Annotated in this window: 27 protein-coding genes; 5 read left to right on the top strand and 22 right to left on the bottom strand. The window is 50.5% G+C overall.

Annotated features, from left to right (window positions below; all coding sequences use genetic code 11):
- Positions 1 to 38 precede the first annotated feature (38 nt).
- Positions 39 to 323, bottom strand: coding sequence for an IS3 family transposase (locus Abor_RS13005; protein ID WP_048841000.1), 285 nt, complete (start codon positions 321 to 323; stop codon positions 39 to 41).
- A gap of 345 nt (positions 324 to 668) precedes the next feature.
- On the opposite strand from Abor_RS13005, the gene Abor_RS06410 reads away from it, so the two are divergent.
- Positions 669 to 992 carry a type II toxin-antitoxin system PrlF family antitoxin gene (locus Abor_RS06410; RefSeq protein WP_048841002.1) on the top strand — a complete coding sequence of 108 codons (324 nt, stop codon included), beginning with the start codon at positions 669 to 671 and terminating at the stop codon, positions 990 to 992.
- Positions 982 to 1,521, top strand: coding sequence for a type II toxin-antitoxin system YhaV family toxin (locus Abor_RS06415; RefSeq protein ID WP_244877874.1), 540 nt, complete (start codon positions 982 to 984; stop codon positions 1,519 to 1,521). The genes Abor_RS06410 and Abor_RS06415 overlap by 11 nt, the downstream gene beginning before the upstream one ends.
- 131 nt (positions 1,522 to 1,652) lie before the next feature.
- Here Abor_RS06415 and Abor_RS06420 read toward each other — a convergent pair whose 3' ends face one another.
- The 3 genes from Abor_RS06420 to Abor_RS06430 are packed head-to-tail and all read right to left on the bottom strand — an operon-like array spanning position 1,653 to position 2,812.
- Positions 1,653 to 1,868, bottom strand: a complete 216-nt coding sequence (locus tag Abor_RS06420) for a helix-turn-helix domain-containing protein (protein ID WP_048841003.1) — start codon at positions 1,866 to 1,868, stop codon at positions 1,653 to 1,655.
- Position 1,869: 1 nt separating this feature from the next.
- Positions 1,870 to 2,067 (bottom strand): helix-turn-helix domain-containing protein, encoded by a 198-nt coding sequence (locus Abor_RS06425; RefSeq protein ID WP_048841004.1) that lies wholly within the window; start codon positions 2,065 to 2,067, stop codon positions 1,870 to 1,872.
- Positions 2,054 to 2,812, bottom strand: coding sequence for a hypothetical protein (locus tag Abor_RS06430; protein WP_048841005.1), 759 nt, complete (start codon positions 2,810 to 2,812; stop codon positions 2,054 to 2,056). Before Abor_RS06430 ends, Abor_RS06425 begins: the two co-directional genes overlap by 14 nt.
- Positions 2,813 to 3,357: 545 nt before the next feature.
- Here Abor_RS06430 and Abor_RS06435 point away from each other — a divergent pair.
- Positions 3,358 to 4,377 carry a BRO family protein gene (locus Abor_RS06435; protein ID WP_048841006.1) on the top strand — a complete coding sequence of 340 codons (1,020 nt, stop codon included), beginning with the start codon at positions 3,358 to 3,360 and terminating at the stop codon, positions 4,375 to 4,377.
- 58 nt (positions 4,378 to 4,435) lie between these two features.
- Here the strand turns inward: Abor_RS06435 and Abor_RS06440 are convergent, their stop codons facing one another.
- The 11 genes from Abor_RS06440 to Abor_RS06495 all read right to left on the bottom strand — a co-directional run bounded on the left by Abor_RS06440 (position 4,436) and on the right by Abor_RS06495 (position 15,261).
- On the bottom strand, positions 4,436 to 4,828 hold the full coding sequence (locus tag Abor_RS06440) for a hypothetical protein (RefSeq protein ID WP_048841007.1): 393 nt from the start codon (positions 4,826 to 4,828) through the stop codon (positions 4,436 to 4,438).
- A gap of 98 nt (positions 4,829 to 4,926) precedes the next feature.
- Positions 4,927 to 6,189 (bottom strand): DNA-primase RepB domain-containing protein, encoded by a 1,263-nt coding sequence (locus Abor_RS06445; RefSeq protein WP_048841008.1) that lies wholly within the window; start codon positions 6,187 to 6,189, stop codon positions 4,927 to 4,929.
- Positions 6,190 to 6,239: 50 nt separating this feature from the next.
- Complete coding sequence (locus Abor_RS06450) at positions 6,240 to 6,578, bottom strand: hypothetical protein (protein WP_048841009.1); 339 nt, start codon at positions 6,576 to 6,578, stop codon at positions 6,240 to 6,242.
- A 31-nt stretch (positions 6,579 to 6,609) separates the two neighbouring features.
- Positions 6,610 to 6,957 (bottom strand): hypothetical protein, encoded by a 348-nt coding sequence (locus Abor_RS06455; RefSeq protein WP_048841010.1) that lies wholly within the window; start codon positions 6,955 to 6,957, stop codon positions 6,610 to 6,612.
- A gap of 193 nt (positions 6,958 to 7,150) precedes the next feature.
- Entirely contained in the window at positions 7,151 to 7,432 is a 282-nt protein-coding gene (locus Abor_RS06465) for a hypothetical protein (RefSeq protein ID WP_048841011.1), read from the bottom strand.
- 26 nt (positions 7,433 to 7,458) lie between these two features.
- Positions 7,459 to 7,788 (bottom strand): hypothetical protein, encoded by a 330-nt coding sequence (locus Abor_RS06470; protein WP_048841012.1) that lies wholly within the window; start codon positions 7,786 to 7,788, stop codon positions 7,459 to 7,461.
- 951 nt (positions 7,789 to 8,739) lie between these two features.
- A complete protein-coding gene (locus Abor_RS06475; protein WP_048841014.1) occupies positions 8,740 to 11,469 on the bottom strand; it encodes a DUF927 domain-containing protein in 2,730 nt (909 codons plus the stop codon).
- 107 nt (positions 11,470 to 11,576) lie between these two features.
- Positions 11,577 to 11,888 (bottom strand): helix-turn-helix domain-containing protein, encoded by a 312-nt coding sequence (locus tag Abor_RS06480; protein WP_048841015.1) that lies wholly within the window; start codon positions 11,886 to 11,888, stop codon positions 11,577 to 11,579.
- A gap of 735 nt (positions 11,889 to 12,623) precedes the next feature.
- A complete protein-coding gene (locus Abor_RS06485; protein WP_048841016.1) occupies positions 12,624 to 13,757 on the bottom strand; it encodes an L-dopachrome tautomerase-related protein in 1,134 nt (377 codons plus the stop codon).
- 1 nt (position 13,758) lies between these two features.
- Complete coding sequence (locus Abor_RS06490) at positions 13,759 to 14,193, bottom strand: cupin domain-containing protein (RefSeq protein WP_048841017.1); 435 nt, start codon at positions 14,191 to 14,193, stop codon at positions 13,759 to 13,761.
- Between the two features lie 48 nt (positions 14,194 to 14,241).
- Positions 14,242 to 15,261, bottom strand: a complete 1,020-nt coding sequence (locus tag Abor_RS06495) for a zinc-binding alcohol dehydrogenase family protein (RefSeq protein WP_048841018.1) — start codon at positions 15,259 to 15,261, stop codon at positions 14,242 to 14,244.
- A gap of 100 nt (positions 15,262 to 15,361) precedes the next feature.
- On the opposite strand from Abor_RS06495, the gene Abor_RS06500 reads away from it, so the two are divergent.
- On the top strand, positions 15,362 to 15,697 hold the full coding sequence (locus Abor_RS06500) for a winged helix-turn-helix transcriptional regulator (RefSeq protein ID WP_181014214.1): 336 nt from the start codon (positions 15,362 to 15,364) through the stop codon (positions 15,695 to 15,697).
- A gap of 360 nt (positions 15,698 to 16,057) precedes the next feature.
- On the opposite strand, the gene Abor_RS06505 is transcribed toward Abor_RS06500, so the two are convergent.
- The 5 genes from Abor_RS06505 to Abor_RS06525 form a co-directional block, all read right to left on the bottom strand.
- A complete protein-coding gene (locus Abor_RS06505; protein ID WP_048841019.1) occupies positions 16,058 to 16,849 on the bottom strand; it encodes a TSUP family transporter in 792 nt (263 codons plus the stop codon).
- 47 nt (positions 16,850 to 16,896) lie between these two features.
- Positions 16,897 to 17,787: a 3'-5' exonuclease gene (locus Abor_RS06510; protein ID WP_048841020.1), complete on the bottom strand. Its 891-nt coding sequence runs from the start codon at positions 17,785 to 17,787 to the stop codon at positions 16,897 to 16,899.
- A gap of 439 nt (positions 17,788 to 18,226) precedes the next feature.
- Positions 18,227 to 19,120 carry a dihydrodipicolinate synthase family protein gene (locus Abor_RS06515; RefSeq protein ID WP_048841021.1) on the bottom strand — a complete coding sequence of 298 codons (894 nt, stop codon included), beginning with the start codon at positions 19,118 to 19,120 and terminating at the stop codon, positions 18,227 to 18,229.
- A gap of 36 nt (positions 19,121 to 19,156) precedes the next feature.
- Positions 19,157 to 19,471, bottom strand: a complete 315-nt coding sequence (locus Abor_RS06520; protein ID WP_048841022.1) for a DMT family transporter — start codon at positions 19,469 to 19,471, stop codon at positions 19,157 to 19,159.
- 18 nt (positions 19,472 to 19,489) lie between these two features.
- Positions 19,490 to 20,173, bottom strand: a complete 684-nt coding sequence (locus tag Abor_RS06525; RefSeq protein ID WP_244877875.1) for a LysE/ArgO family amino acid transporter — start codon at positions 20,171 to 20,173, stop codon at positions 19,490 to 19,492.
- Positions 20,174 to 20,191: 18 nt separating this feature from the next.
- Here Abor_RS06525 and Abor_RS06530 point away from each other — a divergent pair, with 18 nt between their 5' ends.
- On the top strand, positions 20,192 to 21,097 hold the full coding sequence (locus Abor_RS06530) for a LysR family transcriptional regulator ArgP (protein WP_048841023.1): 906 nt from the start codon (positions 20,192 to 20,194) through the stop codon (positions 21,095 to 21,097).
- A gap of 37 nt (positions 21,098 to 21,134) precedes the next feature.
- Here Abor_RS06530 and Abor_RS06535 read toward each other — a convergent pair whose 3' ends face one another.
- Both Abor_RS06535 and Abor_RS06540 read right to left on the bottom strand, forming a co-directional pair.
- On the bottom strand, positions 21,135 to 22,100 hold the full coding sequence (locus Abor_RS06535; protein WP_048841024.1) for a GlxA family transcriptional regulator: 966 nt from the start codon (positions 22,098 to 22,100) through the stop codon (positions 21,135 to 21,137).
- Positions 22,101 to 22,119: 19 nt separating this feature from the next.
- The gene (locus Abor_RS06540; protein WP_181014213.1) at positions 22,120 to 23,631 is read right to left on the bottom strand and encodes an acetyl-CoA hydrolase/transferase family protein; all 1,512 of its coding nucleotides are present in this window, start codon (positions 23,629 to 23,631) and stop codon (positions 22,120 to 22,122) included.
- Positions 23,632 to 24,814: the final 1,183 nt, after the last annotated feature.

The raw sequence follows: 24,814 nt of genomic DNA on the forward strand, positions 1-24,814 counted from the left end.
CGCTACCCTCCTGTCCGGCACAATAGCATGGCCCGTTTCTATGCCGCACAGGCGGACAAACGTCCGGGATCGTTTTTTAACAGCTCCCTCTCCTCCCGCAGCAGAAGGTTCTCACGGCGTAATCTCTCATTCTCAAGCAATAACGCTGCATGATCCGTTGCATCAGCAACCACAGTGTCGTGCTGCTGCGCATCACGGATCCATTTCTTCAATGTCGAAGACCCAATACCCAGATCCTGGGCAATACGTTCGCGTGACAGACCGCTGCTCAGAGCTAAACGCACCGCCTCGTGCCTGAACTCCGCCTTGTAAACTCGTCCCATTCCATGTCTCCTTCATGACCATCTTCGGTCTTAAAGGTCCGGAACTAAACCGTGACACGTCCATCATTGCGGTTGCTGCTGTCACGTCTGCGGCTTCGGGTGACGCGACGACGACGGAGAATGGCAAGGTGACGGCCGAGACGACAGTGTCGTGCAGTTCGGGAGGGAACCTTGTCGGGCAGACGGAGATGACCTGTCAGGCCAGGGGGAAGTGATCCAGGGCGGGCGCGGCTTCGGGCTGTGGCTGATGGGAGAGGGACGCTCCGGGTTCGGGGCACCCCTTTAATCATTGACTCAGGTAATGCGTTTGCATTACTTTTGCGATTGGATACTCAGGAGGGTGCTATGCCACGGGTAGTTGAAGAAGTTTCGACATTGACCGACCGCTATCAAACAACCTTGCCTCGCGGAGTCCGTCAGTATTTGAGGATCGGGAAGCGAGATCAAATACGCTATGTGACTGAGCACGGACGGGTTTACATCGAACCTGCTCGCGTCAGTGCGCCTGATCAGGCTCTGGTTCCGTTTCTTAATCTCATCGCAAATGATGTTGAAGCAAATCCCGGACGGATAGCGGCGCTTGATACCGGTTTTCATCAGCGCATCGCGGAAATTGTAAGCGGCGTCGAAATTGATATGGATGCGCCTCTCTCCCCAGATGATGAATGATTCACTGATGGGAGATGGGCAAGCATCTGCACCGATAACGCCGCTCACTGTAAATGGATGGAAGATATACGCGCATCCAGTTTTCATTAAGCAAGTCGCAAACTTAATCAGCGAGGTTTTGAAGAGAAAACAGAAAGACCCGGATACATGGCAACAGAAGAACTGCGCTAAACGTCTCAAGGCGATATTTAAGCTGATTAGTGAAGACATCCCAAATGATCCGCAGGGCGGTCAATTCCAGCAAGGGAATACGCTCGGGTCGGCGGGGACACACTGGTTCCGCGCAAAATTCTTCCAGCAGTATCGTCTGTTTTTTCGTTTTGACAGCAATGCCAAGGTTATTCTGTTGGCATGGGTGAATGACGAGAAAACACTTCGAGCATACGACAGCAAAAGTGACGCCTATACGGTTTTCCGGAAGATGTTCACTAACGGAACGCCGCCCAATAATTTTGACGATCTGCTGGCGGAGTGCCTAAAGGCTCAAAAGGATTTTGAAGACACCTTGAAGAAAAATCCGGAAGAATAGAAACGGGCTGTGGTTCTTAGATGGTAAGGGCGCTCCGGTTTGGGCGTGCGCCTTTTTTATGGTTCCGAGAAGCCTGAAGGGGGCTTGAAGCGGGCGAGGGGATGGGCCGGGCTGCCGCCGGCCGGTCGCGGTTACTCAGTCTCGCGTTCTAAATCAGCGGCATGGTCGTTGCTGACGTTCGGCTCTCTCGACAAGATTAGGAACATCTCAAGCAGCCCAAGCGACATCTCTCGTTTTCCGTACTCCCATTTTTGCCACGTCCGCAGATGGACACGCATCATGTCAGCCGATTCCTGTTGCGTCAGACCTGCCTTCTGCCTTGCAGTCTTGATGTCGTCCGGCGTCATATCACCCTCTCTCCTTCGTCTTGATGATGAACAGGTCATGCAGGATGCCCGGCATGGGGTGCCTCCCGTATTCCCATTTCTGCCATGTCGAAAGCGTAACGGAGACCAACGCCCCGGCCTGTTTTTGCGTCAGACCGGAGGCGAGACGTGACGCCCGGATTTTGCCGGGCGTCGGATGGCTGCGGTCAGTCTTCGTCATCGCTGTCGCCGTCCTCGTCTTCGAGATTGTCTTCCATAAACACTTCGGCAACTCTGTTCAAAGCGTCAGCAAGCACGTTCGGGACGGTGATGTAATGATAATCTTCGGAGCCGTAGATTTTGACGATCCGGCCGTCTCCCCACGTTTCCCCTGTTTTCATCATCGTGCGCTCGACGCCGTAAGCGCGATCCCCGGACTCGACGCGGATCAAGAATTCGTAGCCGACAATGTTGGATGGGCCTGAATATACCGGTTTTCTGCTGACGAGTGATGCTATCCACTCGCTCTCGCCATCATCATCATCATCATCGTCGTATGATGCAGCGTGATCACTAGCAGCCTCATCGATTTTCGCTGTTACGACGTCACCGATCAAGTCAAGGAATCGGTCTTCGTCGCAGTCGTCATCATCGTCGAAGCTGATCGGAAATTTCACACCGAAGAATTTCACTTCGTCGAATTTGTGATTGGACGTGTGGACGTCATCAACGTCACCGTCTTCATCGCTCGCGTATTGCATATCTTCGATGTCGATGCCCAGACGCTCGTTTCTGATGTCAATATTGCAGTATTTGATGACGCCGTTTCCGAAGTCGATCTCGTCCATCACTGTGTCGAACATGATCTCCCAAGCGTCTTCATCAGACGCGATCTTTTCAAACTGCTCGCGCGTCAGTGCCGAGATCATCTTGTTCTCGATCGCCGTTACTTCCTTGGCGGCTGCATCATTCACTGAATTTGTCATTTGCTTAGAACCTCACTTGATATTTCGACACGGAAGAAATTCCCACGCCGCTGACATCTTAGTGTTCAGCCGCCTTTTCGGCGGTCATCATCAGGAAAGGCTATCTGCTTCTGATAATATCTATATACATCGTATAGCTACAAAATGCAAGTCTTTTCAGGAATTATTTTTATAAAACAAAGCATATCGGCCATATTTTTATGTATATGCCGTCAACACTCAGGTATATAATCATATAACTACTGATAACATGTTATAAGAGATGGATTATTATTTGTGAATGTCTCGTAAGCGGGATAAGCGGCGGCAGCCGCGTCCTGCCTCCTCCTCCTTCCCGAGACCCCCTTCAGAATATCGTAATCATTAAATACATCTCGGAACATTCAGTCTGATTCCGCACGATTCAATAAAATCTCTGACTAAACCATGGCGTTGTCATTGATGGGTGCGCGATTCATGCGCTATGCAAAAATCGGGGGTATAGAATAGGACTTGAGCAATCGCTCGGGTGCCCCAGTCGTGCGACCGGCTGGGGCAAACTTGCAATGATGAGACGCATCAAAATGCAAGCCGATCTGTTTAACGCACCCGCCTGCAATCAGCGCATTTCTACACTCAATTTTGAGGGCACTCCGATCCGCATAACGGATGTTGGTGGTGACCCGTGGTTCCTGTTGTCTGACGTATGCGTTGTCCTCGAAATCCGCAACCATCGCCACGCGGCGGCACGTCTTGATCCTGACGAAAAGGGTGTCGTTAGTAACGACACCCTTGGCGGCCCGCAGAAAACTGCCGTTATCAACGAGTCTGGGCTGTACACGCTGACGTTTGATAGCCGCAAACCGGCCGCAAAGCGATTCAGGAAATGGGTGACATCTGAGGTCTTGCCATCAATCCGCAGAACCGGCTCATATCACGTTGCCCAGCCGGCGGATGTATCACCCCCGGCACCAACGCTCTCGATGGCAGAGATGACGCTTGCCGTGATCGGCGATCTACAGAAACAAGTCGAGACGCACAAATTGCAAATCGCAGAACATCTCGACACAATCGCAAGCCATACCGAACTCTTGAATTACAGTATGCCTCGGGCCGCGATTCACGACCGTCTGATTTATGCAGACGGAACACTCACGCTCTCAGATGCCGCAAAAACAATCGGTGTCCAGCCGCGCAAATTCATCGCATTGCTGCGCCGGGAAGGGTGGCTTTTCCGCCGTGGAAAATCGCCCCTTGCTGCATATCAGGACAAGATCAAATCCGGTTATCTGACACACAAGATTTCAGTTATCCTCACCCCCAACGGCGACGAGAAGATGACTGAACAGGTAAGGGTCACGTCGAAAGGGTTAGCAAAACTCGCGCGTCTCGTGCCGGCATCTCTCAAGACCAACGCCGACGTTTCTATGCCCGCGCCCGCGCAAGTGACATTTGCCAGTCATCGTGTCGAGGACGGCACGCGAGCCAGATACAGACGCGACGCAGAACGACGGGAACTGCAACGGCAGGCAGAATTTGAGGCGTATCAAGCAGAATCAGAGAGGCATCGCACTGAATACTATTGAGCGCATTGCCCGGAAACAAAATAAAAGCCCCGCAATTATTCGGGGCTTTTATTTTGCGTTAGAGGGATCGTCCATCTTTCTTTTCTGTTTGTTTCTGCTCCGGCACTGATACGTGTGCTTTTTCTCTAGCGGCGGCCATTTTTCCCAGAGCCGTGCGGGGCTGTTGTGATGCTGACGGACGAGATGGCGGCGGCATGGCCTGAATGGGTGCGGGCTTCTGTTTCGATGCGTTGTTGATCGGAGCCAGTTTTTTTGGCGGCAAGGGAGGCGGTTTAGGCGGTTTAGGCGGAAGCGGCGGCAACGGTTCAGGTTTGAATTCTGGCTCTTGAATTGGGCCAGTATGTTCAGGAATAGTGAATGTCACCGCCGGTTGCGGCGCCTTTTCCCTCTCTTTTTTGTCTCCGTCAGACGGCTCATGATTCTGCGGTCGTCCCGAAAGATTTTGTTTCAATCATTTTTCGACATCAGCGCCAGCGGCTTCAGATAGGCCGCTGCTGAGAGTCTGAGCCGCCCCGGCTGAGAGTGAAAATGCGGCACGAATTGCAGAAATTATCGACATAGAGATTGCCCCTTTTCGTCAATTTGTCTGTCTGTTTGTTTTTCTTGCTCATCTCGTCGCGCTGCGGCCATTTTGCCCAAAGCCGAAACCGGGCGAATTGATCTGGGCTGCATGACCTGTTGTGGCCGGGTCGCGCCATTTCTGTAATTAAGCAGCGCCTGTTTTGTTCGTTCGACGTTTCCCACCACGTTGTGCGAACACATTTTCAACGCATCGTTCAGTGTTTTCTCGCAGAACGTCGATTCAGCATGAGTGATCTTAACAAACGGATATTCGACACCCCACGCCTTACCTTCGACATCGCGGGCGTGTTTGGGTTTCACATTGCGATAGCCAGCCAGACGGATGCCATGGCGGAGACCGGAGATGCGATGGTCGCCGAAATCGCGATTTAGCGATTGGAAGTATTGATGCAGCCCGCGCCGATCAAAGCATGAATCATCATTGCCGACGGCGTCTTTGAATCTGAACGGTTCTTTCGGCACACGAAAGATAATCTGATGACTGTTCCACGACGTTTGAAGCGCAAGACAGGGTTTGAAACCCGCATCAATCCACGATTTCACCGGCGATTCAGACTCCTTGCCGTGGAGATCAAGGGCATCATCGACGAGGATGTAAAAGCAATGCCGATCCATAGGCGTCAGCAAAACATTAAGACCCTCTCCATTGCGTTGACGTAACATGCCGACGCAATTTTGAACGTCTTTCGTGTTGAAGAATTTCTCGACCTTCTCGCCGTTTTGCGTCCGTTTTCCGACAAGATAGCCAAATTTTCCTTTCCGTTTTTCGGGTGCAACCTCCTGATCTGGCGGCATTTTTTCAAAGTCAGATTCCGTCACTGCTTCGAGAAGAGCATCTTTTTGGGTCGCTTCATCCGCCTCCTTAAACATCAGCGTCAAGCGGGCTTCTGAACACCCCAGGGCGTCCATTTGCTGTTTAACGAGTTTGTTGATGACGATTTCGGAATCAAACAGTTCTCGTTCAACCTGCTTGATTCCGATGTTCCGTTCGTGCGTCTGATCATCAGCGAAATGCTCGTGAAGCCATTCAAGCGCTTGATTGTAGTCGCATTTTTTGGCGAATTTGACTGCGTCGATGGCATTTTCTAGCGGTCGCAGATTGTCGATGCGCCTGGGTATTGCTGTGTTTATAAGCAGATCACCCGACGCGATCAGGGCCGCGTGGACGCCTGCTGGATCAAGGCGGCGCAAGCGGGCAACTTCTTCCCTTGAGATTTCATCCATTGTCATGATCTCACATGATGATGTTGTTCTGCTTGATTATATCATCGATTTGCAGATCAGATGACGTTCTGAGACCGAAGCCGATCTTTGACTGCTGCTAGGACTGACCGGGTATTAAGCGACGTCTCTGCATACCAGTCATCATACAGTGCATCGTAATGAACCGAAGGAATGTCGTGAAAGTCGATACCAGCAAGTATCTCCGATTTTCTGTTGAAGAAGATGCTGTATTTAGACCAGTATTCGTCGTCATCAGGTTCGTATCGCCGAACTTCACGATCCCGATCGTCTGGATCATCATGCCATGAGCGGACAAATTCCGGGGCTTTTTTCTTGACGACTAAGCCGCCGGCAGCGACGAGGCGATTGATGAGGGCAGTATTGATTTTTGACATGATCTGAATCCTGTTTGCTGAATCGTTCGGGTTATTCTGCTGAAAGTGCGATTTTCTCAGCATCACGCCGGGCCTGGGCCTCCGCTTCACGCTGACGAACCTCTTCGTAAAACTGCCGCCCGGTCATGATCATGTCTGACATAACCCGGCCTTTTTTCATTTCCGTTTCGATTTCGGTGCGGCTGGAGGCGTCGAGGTAAAGGTATGCGCCAGAAGGCCACGTCAAACGATCATGGGAGTATGTCAGCCGGTCACGGCTCATCAGATCAATAATGATGCCTGCCGTGGCATTGATGACAACGTCACGTTTGACGTCGAGGACTATCGCAAGTGACGCTTCTGTTGCATCGCCGGATACTGTCATTTTAGTAAACGACATGATTACTTCTCCACAGATACTTTTGACTGCGTTTTGAGCAGAAACATTTCAAATGATGGTGGCGGCATACGATGCGTCCCAGCCTCCCATTTCCTCCATGTCGAAAGCGCAACGGATACTGTCTCTGCGGCGCATTTCTGGGTCAGGCCTGCTGTTTTCCGGGCTGTCCTGATTGAAGACGGGTTGGGCGGCGTCACGACACGCCCCTTGCTACACATGCGGAGGCGGGCATCAATGAGCGCAAAAAACCTGCGATCTTTGTGCGTGCTGAGAGATCGACGAGGAAATCGTCAATCTCGAATTCTGCGACACCGTCAGGCCGATGCCAGATTTTTATGGTGTGCTCATCGCGCTGCATGACAAGCATACGCCCTTCCCAGCCGCCCAGGACGCGCATTTCCCATGCTTGTGCCAGGGCAAATTTGAGTGCGGCGCTGTCATCTGTTGCAATGACGTTTTTGATGTCCAATTTCATCTGATGTTCCTCCCGCGTCGTGCGACTTAGGCTGATTGTGCGGGCTGATCCGACGGCATTTGCGAAAGAAGAAGATTTGTGATGGCAGAATTCGATGCGACATCAAGATCAACGCCATCGATTTTGATGGCGGGAGCGCTGTATGCGCTGATCTCGATGACATGATTGCGAAAGCGCACGATCGCCTGCTGCTTGTCGTTTGACATGCTGTAACTGCATACAGCGCTGCTCATGAAATCAGCGAGTTCATCTGCGTCGTCGCGAGAGATGATGTCGTCGATGTCGAACATTTTGAAGCGCGGCAAGAATGCGGAATTCTGGCGTGCTGGGCGCACTGAGGGCGCGAAATGACTCATTTTAATTGTCTCCGCCTGACTTGCGTTGTAAAACGGAGGTGTGTGGCGCCCGCTTTACAGTGTGTGTCTCCAAGGGTCGCTTGGCTGGAACCAAGCGGCCCTTTCTTTTTGTCATCAAGACAGACCTGGAAATCTATCTGATAAAAATAATATAGGTCGTTTCGAGCGGTTTGTCAAGAAAAGACAAAAATAAAAATATGATAAATCGTTATTATTATTGTTGTTTATTCGATATATGCTTTAGAAAGCTTGAGATGATTAGGTAAACATGTTTACATTACTGGTGGTGTGGTGATTATTGCCTAAAGGGCGGTGTGTTTAAGAAAAGTCTTCAGGGGGCTTGAAGAGGGCGTGGGGATTATCGGGCTGCCGCCCTGGATGGCGTTTACAAAGCCGGAGAGTTTCTTTTCTGAATCTTCAGGCGGTGAAGACGTGACCCCGCCGGCGGCAGCCGGCCATACGTCGTCCTTCTTCAAGGCCCCCTTCAGAATCTCGGAATCATATTTATGCAAGGCGCGTTAATTGCGCTGTCTTCAAACTATGCTAACCACCCTTGTTTTTTACTAACCAACCTCAACCATACAGGGTGGTTAGTAAAAAATGACTGATTTTAGCCAATTTTCTATCTACTAGCCAACCTAACCACCCTAACCAACCATTTTTTATATATTATTACCACGCGCGATGCTTTTCCCATCGTCCCACGTCCGCCTGCCTCCCACCGCCCCGGTCAGAGCCGATACGCGTATATTAACACCTCACTACAATATCCTCGTAGAACAGGTTGGTTAGGTTGGTTAGGTTGGTTAGAGGTAAGTATCTCATTGATATTTCAGTATAATATGGTAACCACTCTGCCTCGTTTAGGGTGGTTAGTGCCGAAGATGTGGCACAAAAAAAAGGCGGACAGAGCAACCTGTCCGCCTTTGGGGTCGGTTGTGCAATGAAGTTTCAATCGTCAGTGTCTTCGTCGTCTCTCATTATAGTGTGCAGTATTGTGTAACATCTGACTTGCCTGCCGACCGTCGGCAGCGTCCGCTTTACGGTCATGCCTCGCGAGCCGACCTTCAGGAAGCCCGCATCGCGGATCGCTTTTGCCGCGTCTATGCCGGTCATTGATGTCGCTTTAAGATCGTCCCGGATGAAAGAGTCCCAGGTCACGGCTGGGATCACATAGTCGTAAAAGATAGCTCCATTGTTGTTCGCGCTGACTTGCTCGCGAAAGCCGACCCTGTTGGTTACGTTGGAGACGAAATCATCGGCCGTCCCCTCATGCCCTCCACCACTGGCTGTCTCGATCCGGCGCAGTGAATCAAAGCGCCGAAGGCCATGGCGCATCAGAAATTCGCGCAGGGCTTTGATCAGATTGATGTCTTCGCGTGATCCGTCGCCACCTCGGCTGTCGATCCAGTCGTCGTAAACGCGGCCGACTGCGGCCTCAGCCTCTCCTGCTTCCCACGGCAAGACGCCGAGCCAGATTGCCACTTCTCCAGCCGCTGCGACGAGAGCAAAACGGTCGGCGACACGCTCTACCTGTCCGTCTATGCCGGAACGGACGTATTTTTCGCGAAACCGTGCAATCTGTCCGTTGATCAAGTCAACGATATATTCCTGCCCATTGTCTTTGATCTCCTGCATGAGTTCGTTGATGAATTGCCGTCCCGCGACACCGTGACATTCCTTGCATTGTCCGGTCAGGTATTTTGAAAAAGATGCAGGACCGTCGAAGCCATGGATGTTGTCGAAGGCGCCGTTCGTTTCGCTGACAAGGGCGTGGATGGACGGCATACGTGCGTCTTGCCCGCCCTGCATCGTGCCTGCGTCTGCGGCAATCTGATCTGAAAGACTTTTCTCCCCCGATGAGACAAAGATCAGTCGGAACGTCTTACCCTTCCGAAGCCCGACATCGCGTGTAGCCCGGTTTTTCCCCTCCCCATCGCTGGCCAGATAGACGATGTCGCCGATGGTTCGTCCCGGTGCATTTGTTGATTCGTCAAGAAACGCACAGGTCTCAGACACGCGCTCAAGCAAGCCTTCCATTGCGTTCGCCGTCGATTTCCACTTCTTAATGATTGTGTTTCCGGGGTCGTTCGTGTCACCCCAGACGCTTGCTCCGACTGTCAACATGGTCGTCTTGCCGCGCGATGACCGGCCGTAGAAATGGAAACCGCCGCCGGGCACATTCAGTAGCGGCAGGAGAGGGCTTGCGAGTGCTGCTGAAATTGCGAAAATGAGACGGCTATTTCCCCGCGCGTATGCTGCGATACTTTCCTGCCAGCCCGTCAGTGTTCCGGCGGGGGTGTGCAGTGCTTTTAGCGCTTCTGTATCGACGTTATCGTTCTTGAAAATGATGCGCTCATCGCTGCTGCTCAGGACGTCTCCGCCCGGCACAATGAAAGTGTCGAAGACCCCCTTGCTCGATTCACTCCAGCCCACTTTGTCAACGATCTGGGTGAAGCTGTTGCAATAGATTTTCATGAAGAACGTCCTCAAATGCTGGGCCTGAGCCGGGTTAAAGCCAAACCCTAGTCCGGCCATCCTCGAAAAGAGGTCGCTCTTTACGTTTGAAATTTCTCTCTTGGGGGCAACAAACGTCTGGACGCGGCCTTGGTCGTTCTTCCAGCGCAAAAGCAATCCTGCGTCAGCCGCTGATCTCGTATCGACGGCAGAGATGACTTCGAATGGCCGGGTCGTCACTTCGATTTCGGTGTCAGAGGCAAACTCTTTGGAGGACGGTGCCGGCATCAGATAGACCAGCCCTGACGGGGTCATGACGTAATTTTTCGGGTATTCAACCCCGCCATCGCTGTCGGCATCTGCGATTTCATGCGCTGCGACTGCTGCATCGACAATCGACTGATAATCGATGTTCTCGCCTTCCGTCGGCTGGCGTCCGGGCTTCCAGTCGTCTGGTAATCTGTCAGGAAGGGTGGCGACTTTGACCGCAGGAGACGCGCTGTCTGCCGGCTGATCTTCGTCAATGCACAGTGCCATCGCACATGCGCGTTTTAGCCCAGATTCACTTGCGTCAGGCCAAATCGTGACTGCGCGTCCTCGAAGTTGCGACAAGTCGGCTTTTCGGATGTTATTTGGATCAATCGCAACGACGACAGTGTCTTTTACAAGTTTCTGCAATTCATCTGCTGATGCTTCGTCAACAGTGACAACGACAGGCAGTGATTTTGCACGCGCAAGCATTTCGGCGCGATAAAGGGGGAGGACAGGAAACAGTTTATTCTGTTCAGCCTTATCGATTACATGCCATGCCGGATGACCATCTTTCGTGCCGTAGACTATTGTTTTGCGGTCGCTTCCGCAATTCAGGACGGCGCAAATTACGTTTTGCTCTGCATTGCAATAAACGTAAATAGCATCAGGTTTCAGTCGCTGAAATGCGTCGATCGCCGGATATTTTTTGGTCGGGATTTCAGGACAGAGTTCGCCTGGGCGGATTGCTTTCGGTTGCCGTTTCGGCTTTTTCGCCTTTTCGTCAGCCTGCTGTGCTGGCGGGGGAGAATAGGTCGTCGGCATCTGGATCACATCAGCAGACGCATCAGCGGAACGGCTGATGGGACGTTTCCCCTTGAACGGGTTGCTGGTTTTGTTCATGACTTGCGTCATATTCATCGTCTTCATCCATTTTTTGGAGAAAACGCTTGACTCGCCGCCAAAAACACGCATATCAAAAGGAAGCGATTCTCTCGTCGATATATGTGTGTGTTTTTGGTGGCGCTAGTTCATCCTGTGGCGGGATGGGTCAGCGTTTTTCTCGTTTAGGGGGTATCCGCTTAGGCGGCTAGGTTGCTTTCGGCCTGCGCTTCTCGGCGACGGGCCGCGTCCGCTTTTGTCGGACGGCCGCGCTTGGCGGGGATCACTGTTGCATCAGCCTGCTGCTCAACCCATTTTTCGACATCAGCGAGGCGATACCTGACCGTTCCGCCCAGATGGAAGTGCCTAATCGGGGGAGGGGGATTGCGATGCGCGGGAATACGGCCTGAACGCAGGCGATACAGATAGTCAGCAGACACGCTCAGAAGAGCGGCGACTTCCGCTTCAGTCATCGAAAAAGATGCGATCTTGGAATTTGGAACAGCAGACATGACTCAGCGTGCCCTCTTTTAGAGGTTAATGCCGGGTCGGTAAGCAGGGTGGCTTCTGGTCGAGCGTTTGACAGCGGCTGCAACTCTGCAAACGTGGTATCCACCTTTTATTCCCGCCGTGCCCCAGGGGGGATTCCACGACGGAGGCTTCAACCGCACACTCCCTATCGCAATTTATAACGCGCTTCCCGGCAAAAGCCGCGAACAGACGCGAGTCTATCCCTTACTTCCGCCCAGCGCACGCATCGGCCCGCTAGACTATTTCTCAATATAGAGGTTGCCGGATCGGATTTCAATGGATATTTTCGGTTTCAGTGAGTTTTTTTATTCACACAAAGGGTCACGGAAACGTGAGTGAGAGAGGGTTAGACCCCGGCAGATTGTGCAAATTCTTGTGCAAATCCGTGCAAATGGGCGACCGGACGCGACCGCCTCTGACCGACTTAAACCGGCTTAGACCGAAAATAAATGTATTCATATCAATGAGTTATGGAAAATATCCAATAAAATCAAAGGGGCGCATTCCGTCTCGAAAACCGTTGTGCGAGCAATCGTACCGAGGGTTCGAATCCCTCCCTCTCCGCCAAAGTTCTGCTGAGAATTAATTGGAAATGGTTGTATATATGACCGTTTTTTCCTTAATATGCCCTCAGAGCGTAGTCTTTGTGGAATAGGTTCCAGCCGTACTTTTTTGCTTGGTTTTCCATGGGGGATGTGCTGAGAACATAAGACCTCTTAGTGTCGTACCTGTTGCGCGGCGGTAGGCAGATCAATCGATACCAGAAGAAATGGTGGCTTGATTAAGGAGTGCCCCTGATGAAACTGGGGCAAACGATCCAGTTGCGCGATAGGGATCCATAGTCGGCCATCGGCGGCCAAAGTTGGAGCATCAGCCCAGTGCAGGCGTGGGTCAGACATCACTTTGCTGATCTGTCCGGAACTATCCCGTTGATAGAGGCTATTTTCTTTCAGGTTGGTAAAATAAAGTGTCCCCTCTGCATCCATGGCGCTACCACCTATTGGGGGTAAATCTGCCCAAGGCTGGATGGCTGCGGCCAGTGTCTCTGGCGATACGGTTGGGTCATCAAGCAAGGCCGTCGGTGCCCGAGACCATGGGCCTTCCATGGGCCCGAAATAAAGCCATGTTCCATCAGGGCTGACTTCCAACGGATCCACATTGACCAAAAGCGGTTGGTTGGGATGGCTTTCGACAATATGGCCTTCCATGACGATAGGGCGTTCAGGCTGTGCATGTGTTGAGGCATGGTTTTCCAACACACGTCGCGCTTGCCCTGTTTCGAGATCAAGGACAATCAAAGCCGCCCTGCCTGCATCGGTCAGATACGCATGGCGATCGTTGAAGCGGATATCGTCAACATAGCTTCCGGTCTGGGCAATATTTGGTTCTAGAGGGTAAATACGCAGGATATGACCGGTTGCAGGATCAATACGGACAAGTTTAGCCCCACCGGGCACCGGTGCACCGCCAAAAGACGGTGTGCCGGTGTCTACAACCCACAGTGTGCCGTCTGGGGCCGTATGAAGCGCATTGACACTGACAAAGTGGTGCGTTGCGTCCTGTCCGGGTTTCCATGCGTTCCACTCGACATTGGGAAACGGTGCAACGTCTTTATTTTTGGTCAGGATGCCCACGGCAGGCCCGCTAAACCCTGTCCAACGCGGCCCTGCCACAAAGACATGCCCCTTGGCCAAGGTGACAGCATTCCAGTCTAGGGAAGATGAGGTGGCCTCAATCCTGAGTGTCTGCGCCTGAGAGAGTGTGGGGAGTGCGTAAGCGGACACGGCTCCCATAATGAGGGTTGTGGCAAATTTGCGAAGATGGCTTCGAATTTTGCTGTGATGAGGCATGTCAGAGGCTCGCTATAAAACTGGTGGGGGTTCCATCAGCAGAATTAACGAATATTACATCATCCGGTGCACGGCGTGGTGTGTCTATGGCCAGAAAGATAACAGGATTGCGCAGGATACGTGGCAGAGCATGCACCGCACGCCGGGGGAAGACCAGAAGATGACCGGGGGCAAAGGGGGCTTCATCGGCGGGATCATCAATCCAGAAGGTGCCTTCTCCTGAGAGCACATGCAACACCTCGTCACACTGGGTGTGATAATGTGGCGGCACGTCTCGATAAATGCGGAACACCCGAATACTGGCCTCTGGTTTATCTGTCAGATAGGTATCCAGAAGCATTGTGTCGGCTGTTTCTGGAAATGCCTCTGCAATCTTATTCAGATCAAACCGGCCACCGGTGCGGTTCAGGGTCATCAGATGCTCTTCTTCGATCATGGTTTTCTTCTTTAAACGTAAAGTGTTTGGGAGAAGGCGGCAGATGGCTCAGGCAGGAAAACCTTCAAGCACAATTTTCCCTTTGGTCTGACCGCTTTCAATCAAGGCATGGGCTTTGCGCAGTGTGGCGGCTGTAATACTGCCGAGATTTTGGCCAAGCGTGGTACGAAGTTGCCCTTCGTCCACAAGGCGGGAGATCTCGTTGAGAATATTTCCCTGAACGCTTAGGTCTGCCGTTTCAAAAGCAGAGCGTGTGAACATCCATTCCCAATGGAGGGACAGACTCTTCTTTTTGAGGAGAAGGGCGTTGAGTTCACTCGGGTCATCAATCAGGCCTAAATGCCCTTGGGGTGCAATCAGGTCGACGATATCTGCCAGATGCTGCTCTGTCTGGGTGGTAGAAAAAACAAACCCTGGTGTACCGATAGGCAGTTTTGCAATTTGTGGTGCCAAAGGCTGACTGTGATCCACAACATAGTGTGCACCAAGTGAGGTCACCCAATCTTGTGTTTCCGGGCGGGACGCAGTGGCGATAATGGTGAGACCGGTTAAAGCTCGGGCGAGTTGAATAGCCACAGAGCCAACCCCGCCAGCACCGCCAATAATAAGAAGGGCAGGGGCTGCGCCCGGAACGGAGCGACGAATATCCAGACGATCAAAAAGCATTTCCCACGCCGTAAGGGCAGTCAGGGGGAGGGCCGCGGCTTCAGCCCAGTTCAGGGAGAGGGGTTTACGCCCGACAAGGCGCTCATCAACCAGATGAAACGCAGCATTGGTGCCTGAGCGGTTGAGAGCACCTGCATAAAACACCTCATCGCCTACGGAGAAGCCGGTCACATCAGCACCAACCGCAACAACAGTTCCGGCGGCATCCCACCCGAGAACCCGCCATTGCTCCTTCTCCGGTGCGGCACTGCGGCGCACTTTGGTATCAACTGGGTTCACCGATATGGCTTTGATCTCTACCAGCAGATCTCGGCCAGAAGGTGTGGGCTTTGGCAGTTCAATGTCCTGAAGGGAGGCGGGATTTTCTATGGGAAGCGATGTTTGATAGCCAATGGCACGCATGATGTTTGTTCCTGTATTGAGTAAGGAACAGGGTGAGCGTTATGCTGATTTTGAACAAGAACGCACTTTTAACGCCCATAGTGTCGGAAATGATACCGTTATGACCCGGATACGCCATAAATCGCTTGAATGCAGCCCCGGTTGCGCCGTTGAGGCAACGCTTCAACTGATTGATGGAAAATGGAAAGGAGTGATCCTGTATCATCTGTTTCAGGGAACACTGCGGTTTAACGAAATCCGTAAACGCCTTCCCAATATCACCCAGAGAATGCTGACAACGCAGTTGCGTGAATTGGAGCGTGATGGCTTCGTTTTAAGAACCGTCTACCCAGAAGTGCCCCCAAAGGTGGAATACAGCCTGGCCCCAAGGGGGCGAACATTGGAACCGGTCATCATGGCACTGAAGAAATGGGGAGATGAGCATACTCAATTCTAGCATAAACATGATGTTTGCGCAGATTAGGAGTTGCCAGTCTTTCTGGCTTGGGTGTTTTTAAACAGAGAAATGACGATAATGGAGGGAAATGGAATATCGGCTGTTCGGTATAAAAATTAGACAAACAGCCATTCTTGAGGTCAAGCTTCATAAGGGCTAAGGCCTGAGACCTGCTCCATCAAATGAATCTGTAAGAACACTATACACGTCAGCTCGATACCTTGAAACGGCAGCTGACACTACAGGCAGTTGTGCAAAGTCTGATTAAGGTCGTTGCTTTCTATCATTTTCAGGAAGGACGGATCTGCCCGATCGATGAACTCACGCACGTTCTGCAAGATCATGGCAGTGGTCAGGTTTTCAGTAAGTTAAATGGTGTGGAATGATCTTCCACAGTGGATTATCCGGGTTGGCTAGCAGTTTGATGGTTAGGGCAAGAGACATAACGACCAGTAAGGGGCGGATGCCTTTGCCCCCAAAACGCATGGCAAGCCACGCGCCGACCTGATTACCTAGAACGTTGGCGCCCGCCATGCCAAAACCGAGCAGCCATAAAACCTTGCCCCCGGCAATCATGGCGGTCAGCCCGGCAAGGTTGGTCAGAAGGTTGAGGAATTTGGTATTGGCAATAGCGCGCACTAGGCCAAGGCCAGCAAAGGCAACCAGAACGGTTGTCAGGAACGAGCCAGCGCCGGGGCCAAAAAAGCCATCGTAAAACCCTACGGCTGTAATGCAGGCCGTAATACCCCATCGGTTCAACCGAGCCTGACGGTCTACCGCACTCATGGGCGGTGCCAGCAGAAAATAGATGGCCATAGCTATAAGAAGCAGCGGGACAATAGCGGACAAAAACACAGGGTTGATGAATTGAACGGCTGTGGCACCCGCCAGAGAGCCGAGAAAAGCGCCTACTGCCGGTAGGGCAAACTGAGAGATATCGACATGCCCGGCTTTGAGAAAGGTCAGGAACGCCGAGAACGTGCCGATACTACTTTGAAGCTTGTTCGTCGCTAGAGCTGAGACGGGAGGGATCCCGGCTGCCATCAGGGCGGGAATGGTGAGAAGACCCCCGCCGCCTGCCAGAGCATCAATACAGCCTGCGATAAAGGCGGTTGTGATCAGGAAGAAAATAGTTTCTAGAGAAAAATGCATAAGGAACAAAAACCTGATCTGAAGTGTTGTAGCGGAAGGGTACTCTCTTAGGCACGGGCTGAGAAACGATCCCATGCGGTAATTTCACGGGTGAGCAGGGCGACCTCACGAAGATAGATCTCTGTTTTCAGGAAATGCAGTTCGTCTTCTTTTTGCGCCTGCGGCACTTCGGTAAACCACGCTTTGGGGCGACCATCTGTGCCGTCATTCCAGCGGTAGCCACGGGCCTTGAGCTTATCTTTAAGGTCAAAGGGGGCATTCTCCGCCCAGATCTGCCAGCGGGGTTGTCGCGCTTCCTGAAGCAGGGCGGAGAGGGCTGGGGTCTGTGTTTTAGGCAGACGTGTGCTGAGCAAGGTAACACCCGCCAGACAATCATCAGCAGCCCGGTGTCCCTCAAAAAACCACCCGGCCTGCATGACGAGATAACCAAGGCTGCGCCCTTCATAGCCTTCTGCCTGCCAAGGCACATCTTCCATGGAACAGGCCCAGGGTAGTGTTGAAAACCCCTCCCAGAAGCGTTCGGCAAACAGCCTGTCAAAGCGGGCGTTATGGGCGACGATGAGGGCTGCCTGGGCCGCGAACTGGGCGACCTCTTCAGGCGCGATGGTTTTACCTGCAACCATCTCCTGTGTGATGCCGGTAAGGGCTGTAATGTCGGGAGGGATGGGGTGGGAAGGCTCTCTCAGACGATTGAAGGGCGGTAAGGTGCCGAGAATATGCCCATCCAGCGTATAGACAAAGGGCACCATTCCGAATTCGATGATTTCATGACAGGCAGGGTCGAGGCCGGTTGTTTCAAGATCCAGAAAAAGGCCCACACGGGTCTGATCACGCGGCACCTGTGTCTCAAGCGGAAGGGGCGCGATACGACGTAAAACCCGGTAAGCACCCGTGGCTTCCAAGGTGCGTGCCTGATCTTCCAGCGAGGTGTGTTGCATAGAAGCGCTCCCTTAAAGCCTGATGTGATAAACAGGAGGCAATCCGTTACAGGCTGTGACAGCATTAGAAGGAGGAAGTCTCATGCTTAAAAGGTAAAACGAACTCATCAGTTCTATCTGGGTTCGGGCAGAAAAAATACATACCTTACAGTTTCACTTCCATCGATAAGTCTGTGAAACACAACACTCGGCTCCAATCAACACATTAAGAGGTTCTGAGCGTAAATCATGAGGTAGGTCATAAGAGCCCATGGTCACTACCTCTCTCTCTAACATAACGACCCACCCCCTCCAGCAGACCGTAGCAGCGGCATACTGTCCGCTGCTCGGCTTAGTGGGACGTAGGTTATGGAGACTTTTATAAACATATCTCGAGACAGGAGATGTTCTCTCAGCTGAGTAATAAAATATTTTTTTGATTATAGAGGTTTTCTTAACTTTATAAAATAGTGACCCATTCAAGTGCTTTGACCACGCGTTCTTGATTTATTTTGGTGAGAGGTAGAAGAGGGCGTGGTGGTTGGGCGTCTGACAGCCCCAAGTGGTTCACTGCTGCGTAAACCACGCGAAGGCTGCCTAGTTCACGAAAAAGCGTCCATATAGGCTGCAAACGTTCCTGATACTGTTTGACTGCGATGGTATCTTCCTTCACTGCTGCCTCAGACAGCTGACAAGCTATTTTTGGAAAAAAGCCACCAAGTACGCTGAACCAACTATCACATTTTGCAAGAAGAGCCTCTGCTGCAATCCAGTCTCCACTATATCCGATTGCGAGTGCGCCAACAGGGCTTGCGCGCAATTCTGTCAGTTCAGTAGCTACCTCTCCTTCTTTAGGAGAAGGCATTTTTACAGCTTTAATACTCGGAATATCCGAGAGGCGGCAAAGGAGTTCTTTAGTAAAAGTAAAATGTGTTGTGCTGGGATTGTTGTAGATACACAAAGGTAAAGAGGTTGCTTCTGTAACGGCTTTATAGTGTTGAAATGTTTCGTCTTGCGTTAACGGGGTATAAGAGACAGGTGCCATCAGCAACCCGTCTGCACCTTCTGCTTCGGCGTCACGAGCAAGGTTTTGGGCGTCATCTGTACGCAGCGCCCCGATGCCGACAATAACAGGAACCCGCCCTCTGGCAGCCTGTACCGCTGCACGTACTGCCCTATTGCGCTCAATACGTGTCAGGTAAGCATAAACTCCTGTACTGCCGAGAAGTCCTATAGAGTTTACTCCGGAAGCAGATAGATGGTCTATCAAATGCATGACACCGTCTGTATCAACGATACCGTGTTCGTTCGCTGGGGTAATAGGAAATGCGGAAAGGCCATGAAAAATAGACATTTTTAAACCTATATATTTAATAACATACTTAAAGAGTTACTTACCCATTTTCATTAAAATGAGACCACACAAAATAAAACCAGCTGCCAATATTTTTGTGAAGGAAAGCATTTCATCAAGAAATATCACGCCAACCACGAAAGCGCCTACGCCGCCAATCCCTGTCCAGACGGTATATGCTGTGCCAAGTGGTAAGGATTTCATAGCAACAGCAAGAAGCCCTACACTGGCCACCATACCTGCTACTGTCGTAATGGCTGGCCATAGTTTAGTAAAACCATCTGATTGTTTCATCGCTGTGGCCCACAGAACTTCAAATAACCCAGCAAAAATAAGAATAATCCAACTCATCTGAAATTCTCTTTTATGCTAAAGCGTATGTAGAACACCTTGCCACAATAAAAGTGCGGCAAGAGCAAGCATGATGCACCCAATAAGGAGATCCAATATTTGCCAAGAGCGTGGGCTGGCAAAGAGAGGTTGAAGCAAGCGGGCTCCATAACCCAATGAAGCAAACCATAGAAAACTGGCAGACGCAGCACCTGCTGCAAAAAATGGTCGCAAAGCTATGGGCTGTGCTGTGGCGGCCGTGCCCATTAACAGGACGGTATCAAGATAGACATGAGGGTTGAGCCATGTAAAAGCGGCAACAGTTGCCAGCGCTTTCTTCAAAGAAATCGGCTGGCCCTGTAAGACAGTCATGCTGTCCTGAGCTTTGGCTCGTAGCAGAGACTTTATACCATACCATGCCAGAAATAGGGCGCCGCCAAGAGCAAAGGCCGTGGACACTTGAGGGATGGCAGTGAGGAATGCCCCCATTCCGCTTACACCTGCAATAATTAGAATAGCGTCTGATAGTCCACAAAACAGAACGATGACCCCGATATGTTCTCTTTTTAGACCTTGTCGAAGCAGAAATAGGTTCTGTGCGCCAATAGCAACAATGAGAGAGGCGGAAAGAGCAAACCCAACGCAGAATGGGATAAGATAGGACATCATGGGAGTTGCATAAAGAATACCAACCGGCAAAGAAAACTTGTTTTTCTTAATCAAATAAAGAAAAACTTAATCATGCTGGATTATGCCGCCCTTACCGCCGTGAGTGCCGTTATACGCGAAGGCTCTTTTGAAGGAGCCGCGCGTCTTATGGGTCTTACCGCTTCTGCTGTTTCTCAACGTGTGCGCGGCTATGAAGAGCGCTTGGGTTCCTTACTTATTATAAGGGGAAGCCCCTGCTTGCCGACAGACCTTGGTAGGTCGTTATGTGCGCATGTTGATAAGGTACGCTTACTAGAAGCAGACATTCCTTACTTGTCAGAGAGGGTAGCAACGGAAAAAGCGTTTCCTGTTAGCTTAAAAATTGCAGTCAATGCAGATAGTCTTGCTACATGGTTTCCTGAGGCTATTGCATCATTTACGAAACAGAGCAGTATTTTTTTAGAACTGTACGCAGAAGATGAAAGTCATACAGCAGATCATCTGCGGTCAGGTGCGGTTATGGCAGCGATTACAGCCGAGGTTGAGCCCATTATTGGGTGCAAAGTGGTTAAGCTTGGTCAACTGCGGTATATAGCCTGTGCAAGCCCAAATTTTGTTGAGCAGTTTTTCCCAAATGGTTTCACCCCGCATGCTTTCCAAACAGCCCCATGTATTTGCTTTGATAGAAAGGATAGCCTGCAAAGTCGGTGGCTTGAAACAACACAAAAAATATCTTTACCTAAGCAGGTTCATTATGTCCCCTCTACTCAAGGTTTTTTAGATTTTATAGTGGCTGGATTGGGCTGGGGACTGCAGCCGCTTTTTCTTGCACGAAACTATCTGGCGCAGGGCCTGTTACGCCCTCTCGGTTCTGATCATTTTATGAATGTAGATTTATACTGGGTTTACCCAAGGCTGAAGAGTAAGGTGATGGAGGAACTTACGCGCCATTTAATTCACTACTGTAATTCTATGATGGATTTGGCAGACAAAAAATAAGTAAACATTGAGAGAGTTCGAAAAACCTACCAAATTATTAACTGCCTTGACCGAAACGTTTTCTATATTCGACAGGTGTGATCCCAAGGTGGCGTTGAAAAGCACGCCGCAAGGTTCTGACAACGCCAAACCCGGCGTTTGCAGCTATAGTTTTAAGGGGGCTTCGACTTGTTTCCAGAAGGCGGCGTGCAATTGCTAGACGTGTTTGTTCAACCCATTGTGCGGGCGATAAACCGGTTTCCTGAGTAAAAAGTCGCGTCAATTGTCGCCGTTCCAGTTGCATCATGTCCGCCATGACGTCCACACTGTAATGAGCCGAAGGATGTTCCATAATCTGCCTTTGCAGAGATTGCAAAGCGGAACGTCCGGCAGGAGAGAGCTCTTTCTGCCGGCTATATTGTTTTTGTCCACCCGGTCGTTTGTAAAAGAGAATAAGCTGGCGTGCGACATCACGTGCAACCTTCTCACCCAGATCTTCTCTCACCAGTGCAAGAGCAAGATCTAAACCGGATGATACCCCGGCAGCAGTACGAACCGGGCCGTCTTCTTCTACAATGGCATCTGCATTGATCATGATTGTAGGAAAGCTTTGTCGAATAGGCTCAATATCAGCCCAATGTGCTGTGATTCTTTTATTATTTAAAAGACCTGTTGCAGCGAGAGAAAACACACCCCCACAAATTGACCCAAAGCGTCGCGCCTGTGGTGCAGTATGAGAAAGCCACTGAATGACCCCTGGTGCAGGTACACTGCGTGCGGCATTAGGGGCACCAGCAACCAGAAGTGTATCAATTGATAATGCGTTAATGTCTTCAAGGCAGTAATCTGCTTGCATAACAAAACCGCATGAACTCCGAATGGTTTTTTGTGGTGCTACAATAATAGACCGATAAATAGGCTGCCCATGCAGAGTATTTGCTTCGGCAAATACATCAGCCGGGCCAGCAATATCCATCAGTTGTACATTATCATTGACCACAAAAACGATCAGAAGCTCTGTCATGCGTTCTCCTTAAACACTCTCAACCTGCCATACTTCCTGTTTCTATATAACGCTGATGCCATGCAAGAGCAGAGGGAAGATGGTGCGGGATATGTTGGCCAAAGGAGTGTTTACGTGCCTGCTCAAAATAGTCTTCCAAAAGAGGACGATAATCAGGGTGAGCGCAGTTTTTGATAATTTCCCGGGCGCGTTCTACAGGAGCCAACCCGCGCAGATCTGCTAATCCCTGCTCTGAAACGATAATCTGAACATCCTGTAAAATATGGTCCGTGTGAGGAACCATAGGAACAAAAGCCGAAATTTTGCCTCCTTTTGCTGTGGAGGGGGAAACAAAAATGGAAAGGAAAGCATTGCGGGCAAAGTCACCGGAACCACCGATGCCGTTCTGAATACGAGACCCCATCACGCAGGTTGAATTCACATTCCCGTAAATATCGGCTTCAATCATGCCATTCATAGCGATAATTCCTAAACGGCGTATCAATTCAGGACTGTTGCTGATTTCCTGCTGGCGAAGAATAATTTTTTCACGAAAGAAAGAAGCATTCTCGTTAATTCTCTGGGCGGCCTCTGGACTCAGCGAGAAAGAGGAGGCGGACGCGACAGTCATACGACCACTTTCCAGCATGGACAGCATGCCATCTTGAATAACTTCGCTAAAACCGGTTAAATTTTCAAATTGGCTGTTATTAAGCTCTTCCAGAACAGCGTTGGCTATATTACCTACGCCACTTTGAAGGGGCAGCAAGGAGGAAGGAAGCCGCCCCTGTTTGACTTCGTGCTGAAGAAAATCAAGAACGTGGGCAGCGATTGTTCGCGCATTTTGGTCTGGTTCAGCAAATGGAGCATTCCGATCCGGTTCATCGGTTATGACAATAGCAGCGAGGCGATCAATATCTATCGGAAGCGTGCCTTTGCCAATACGGTCCCCCGGATGAGCGAGGGGAATGAATTGCGTATCGGGGGACATACGAACATGCGGCCAGATATCATGAATGCCCACCAGTTCCGGGTTTTGCCATGTATTAATTTCAACAATAATTTTGTCGGACAGTTGCGCCCATGTGGGGCTATTGCCGACAGAAGAACTGAGAATAAGATGCCCATCGGGAGTTACGCCAATAGCTTCTATAATAGCAATATTGGGCTTTCCATACTGTCCTTGGCGGGCTTTTTGAGCAACCTGCCCCAGATGCGTGTCCAGATAGAGCGTGCTGCCGTCATTGATACGTGCGCGCAGATGACTGTCACCATTGTAAGGGGCACGGAAGGCAATGCCGTTTGCCTGTGCTAACGCACCATCTAATTGTGGGCCTGTTGAAGCCCCTGTCAAAAGACGTATGGAAAATTCTTTGCCCGCAGTATGTGCGGCAGTGATACGCTGAGCCAAGGCTTCTGGAACGGCTTTAGGATAACCCGCACCAGTAAAACCACTCGTTGCCACAATATCGTTATGGTTAATAAGAGTAGCAGCATCTTCTGCACTCGCAATACGTGCAAAAAATGCCTCATTTTTTATACGGTCTTTCACGGTTTTTCTCATTGTAAATTATAAGTGGTCTGCATGATGAGAAAGGTGAGTGTAGATTTGCAACAAGAATGAAAAGCCGAAAAAAAGTATTTTGTGCCATATTGAGACATACAAGCTCACATATGAGAGGCTCTATACACTATAGTGTGTAATGAAGCTTTTGCTCCCTCATGCATGCTGTCGTATCTGAGTTGGTGTCAGACCTTGCGTGCTCCATACACACAGAAATTATCTTTCCATACCCAACGAAATTTATCGCAAAGCCATCTGTCTTTTGCGCTTCGTACATGAGGATGTTTCTGTCTGGTCTGATGAGCTTAATAGACAGATGGTGCGATCGGCAGAACCCCGAAGATTGACCCGCCATCATATGTCTGCTGGTGTTCCTTAATGGCGCACCTTATGATCTGAAGCGACGGTCGAGTTACCCTTCCGCAGAGCATGTTAACGTCTTGCGTTGAATTTCATTGCCCCGCCGCAGTTCGCAGATTTCGCATTCCAGTGCCTGATTTTCTTCCGATTGCACAGGTTAGTCGCCAGAGGTGGATTGATCCGTTTATGCAGGCGTGTCCATTTTAGTAGTGTGTTAGGGTCAGATCCAGCTTTGGAACGATGATTATAATCGTAGACCAGTTCGAAGGATGCTTCTCCTCTTCCTCCAGAGCCATGCGAGCCACATGTTCACGAAATCAAGCGGAAAACGCTTTGATTTATTACTCTCTCTTATCTCAGGGGGCGTTCTGTCTCTACAAAACTCAGGAAAGTTCAGCTTCGACTGCTACGAAAGTGGAAACCGACAAATGTAGCGGTCTGTGAGGATGCGAGCTTAAGAGAATGGCGGCTTACTCGCAGTAATACAGCATCGGATGTCTAGCACAACACAATCTATTACTCCAAAGTCAAAAAAGCTGTCATGAAAAAATATAACTTTATCGCAAAGGCTTACAGTAAAAAGCCGCATCTCAAGGTCGTGCTGTGGCATATCCAGAGATCACGTAATGGCACCACAGAGTTCCTCTATTAGATATTATGTCAAAACAGACATGAGAGAAGGTGAAGATGTTTTTTTCCTTCAAATGGAGTGTGGCCCAAAGGCTACATCGTTAGTTGGTAATTAATTGCGGTTGTAGTTACACAGACTAAATCTACAAATAATTAAAATTAATCCATACGAAAAATATAA

It is taken from the genome of Acetobacter orientalis (assembly GCF_000963965.1).
In the GTDB taxonomy this organism is placed as follows: domain Bacteria; phylum Pseudomonadota; class Alphaproteobacteria; order Acetobacterales; family Acetobacteraceae; genus Acetobacter; species Acetobacter orientalis.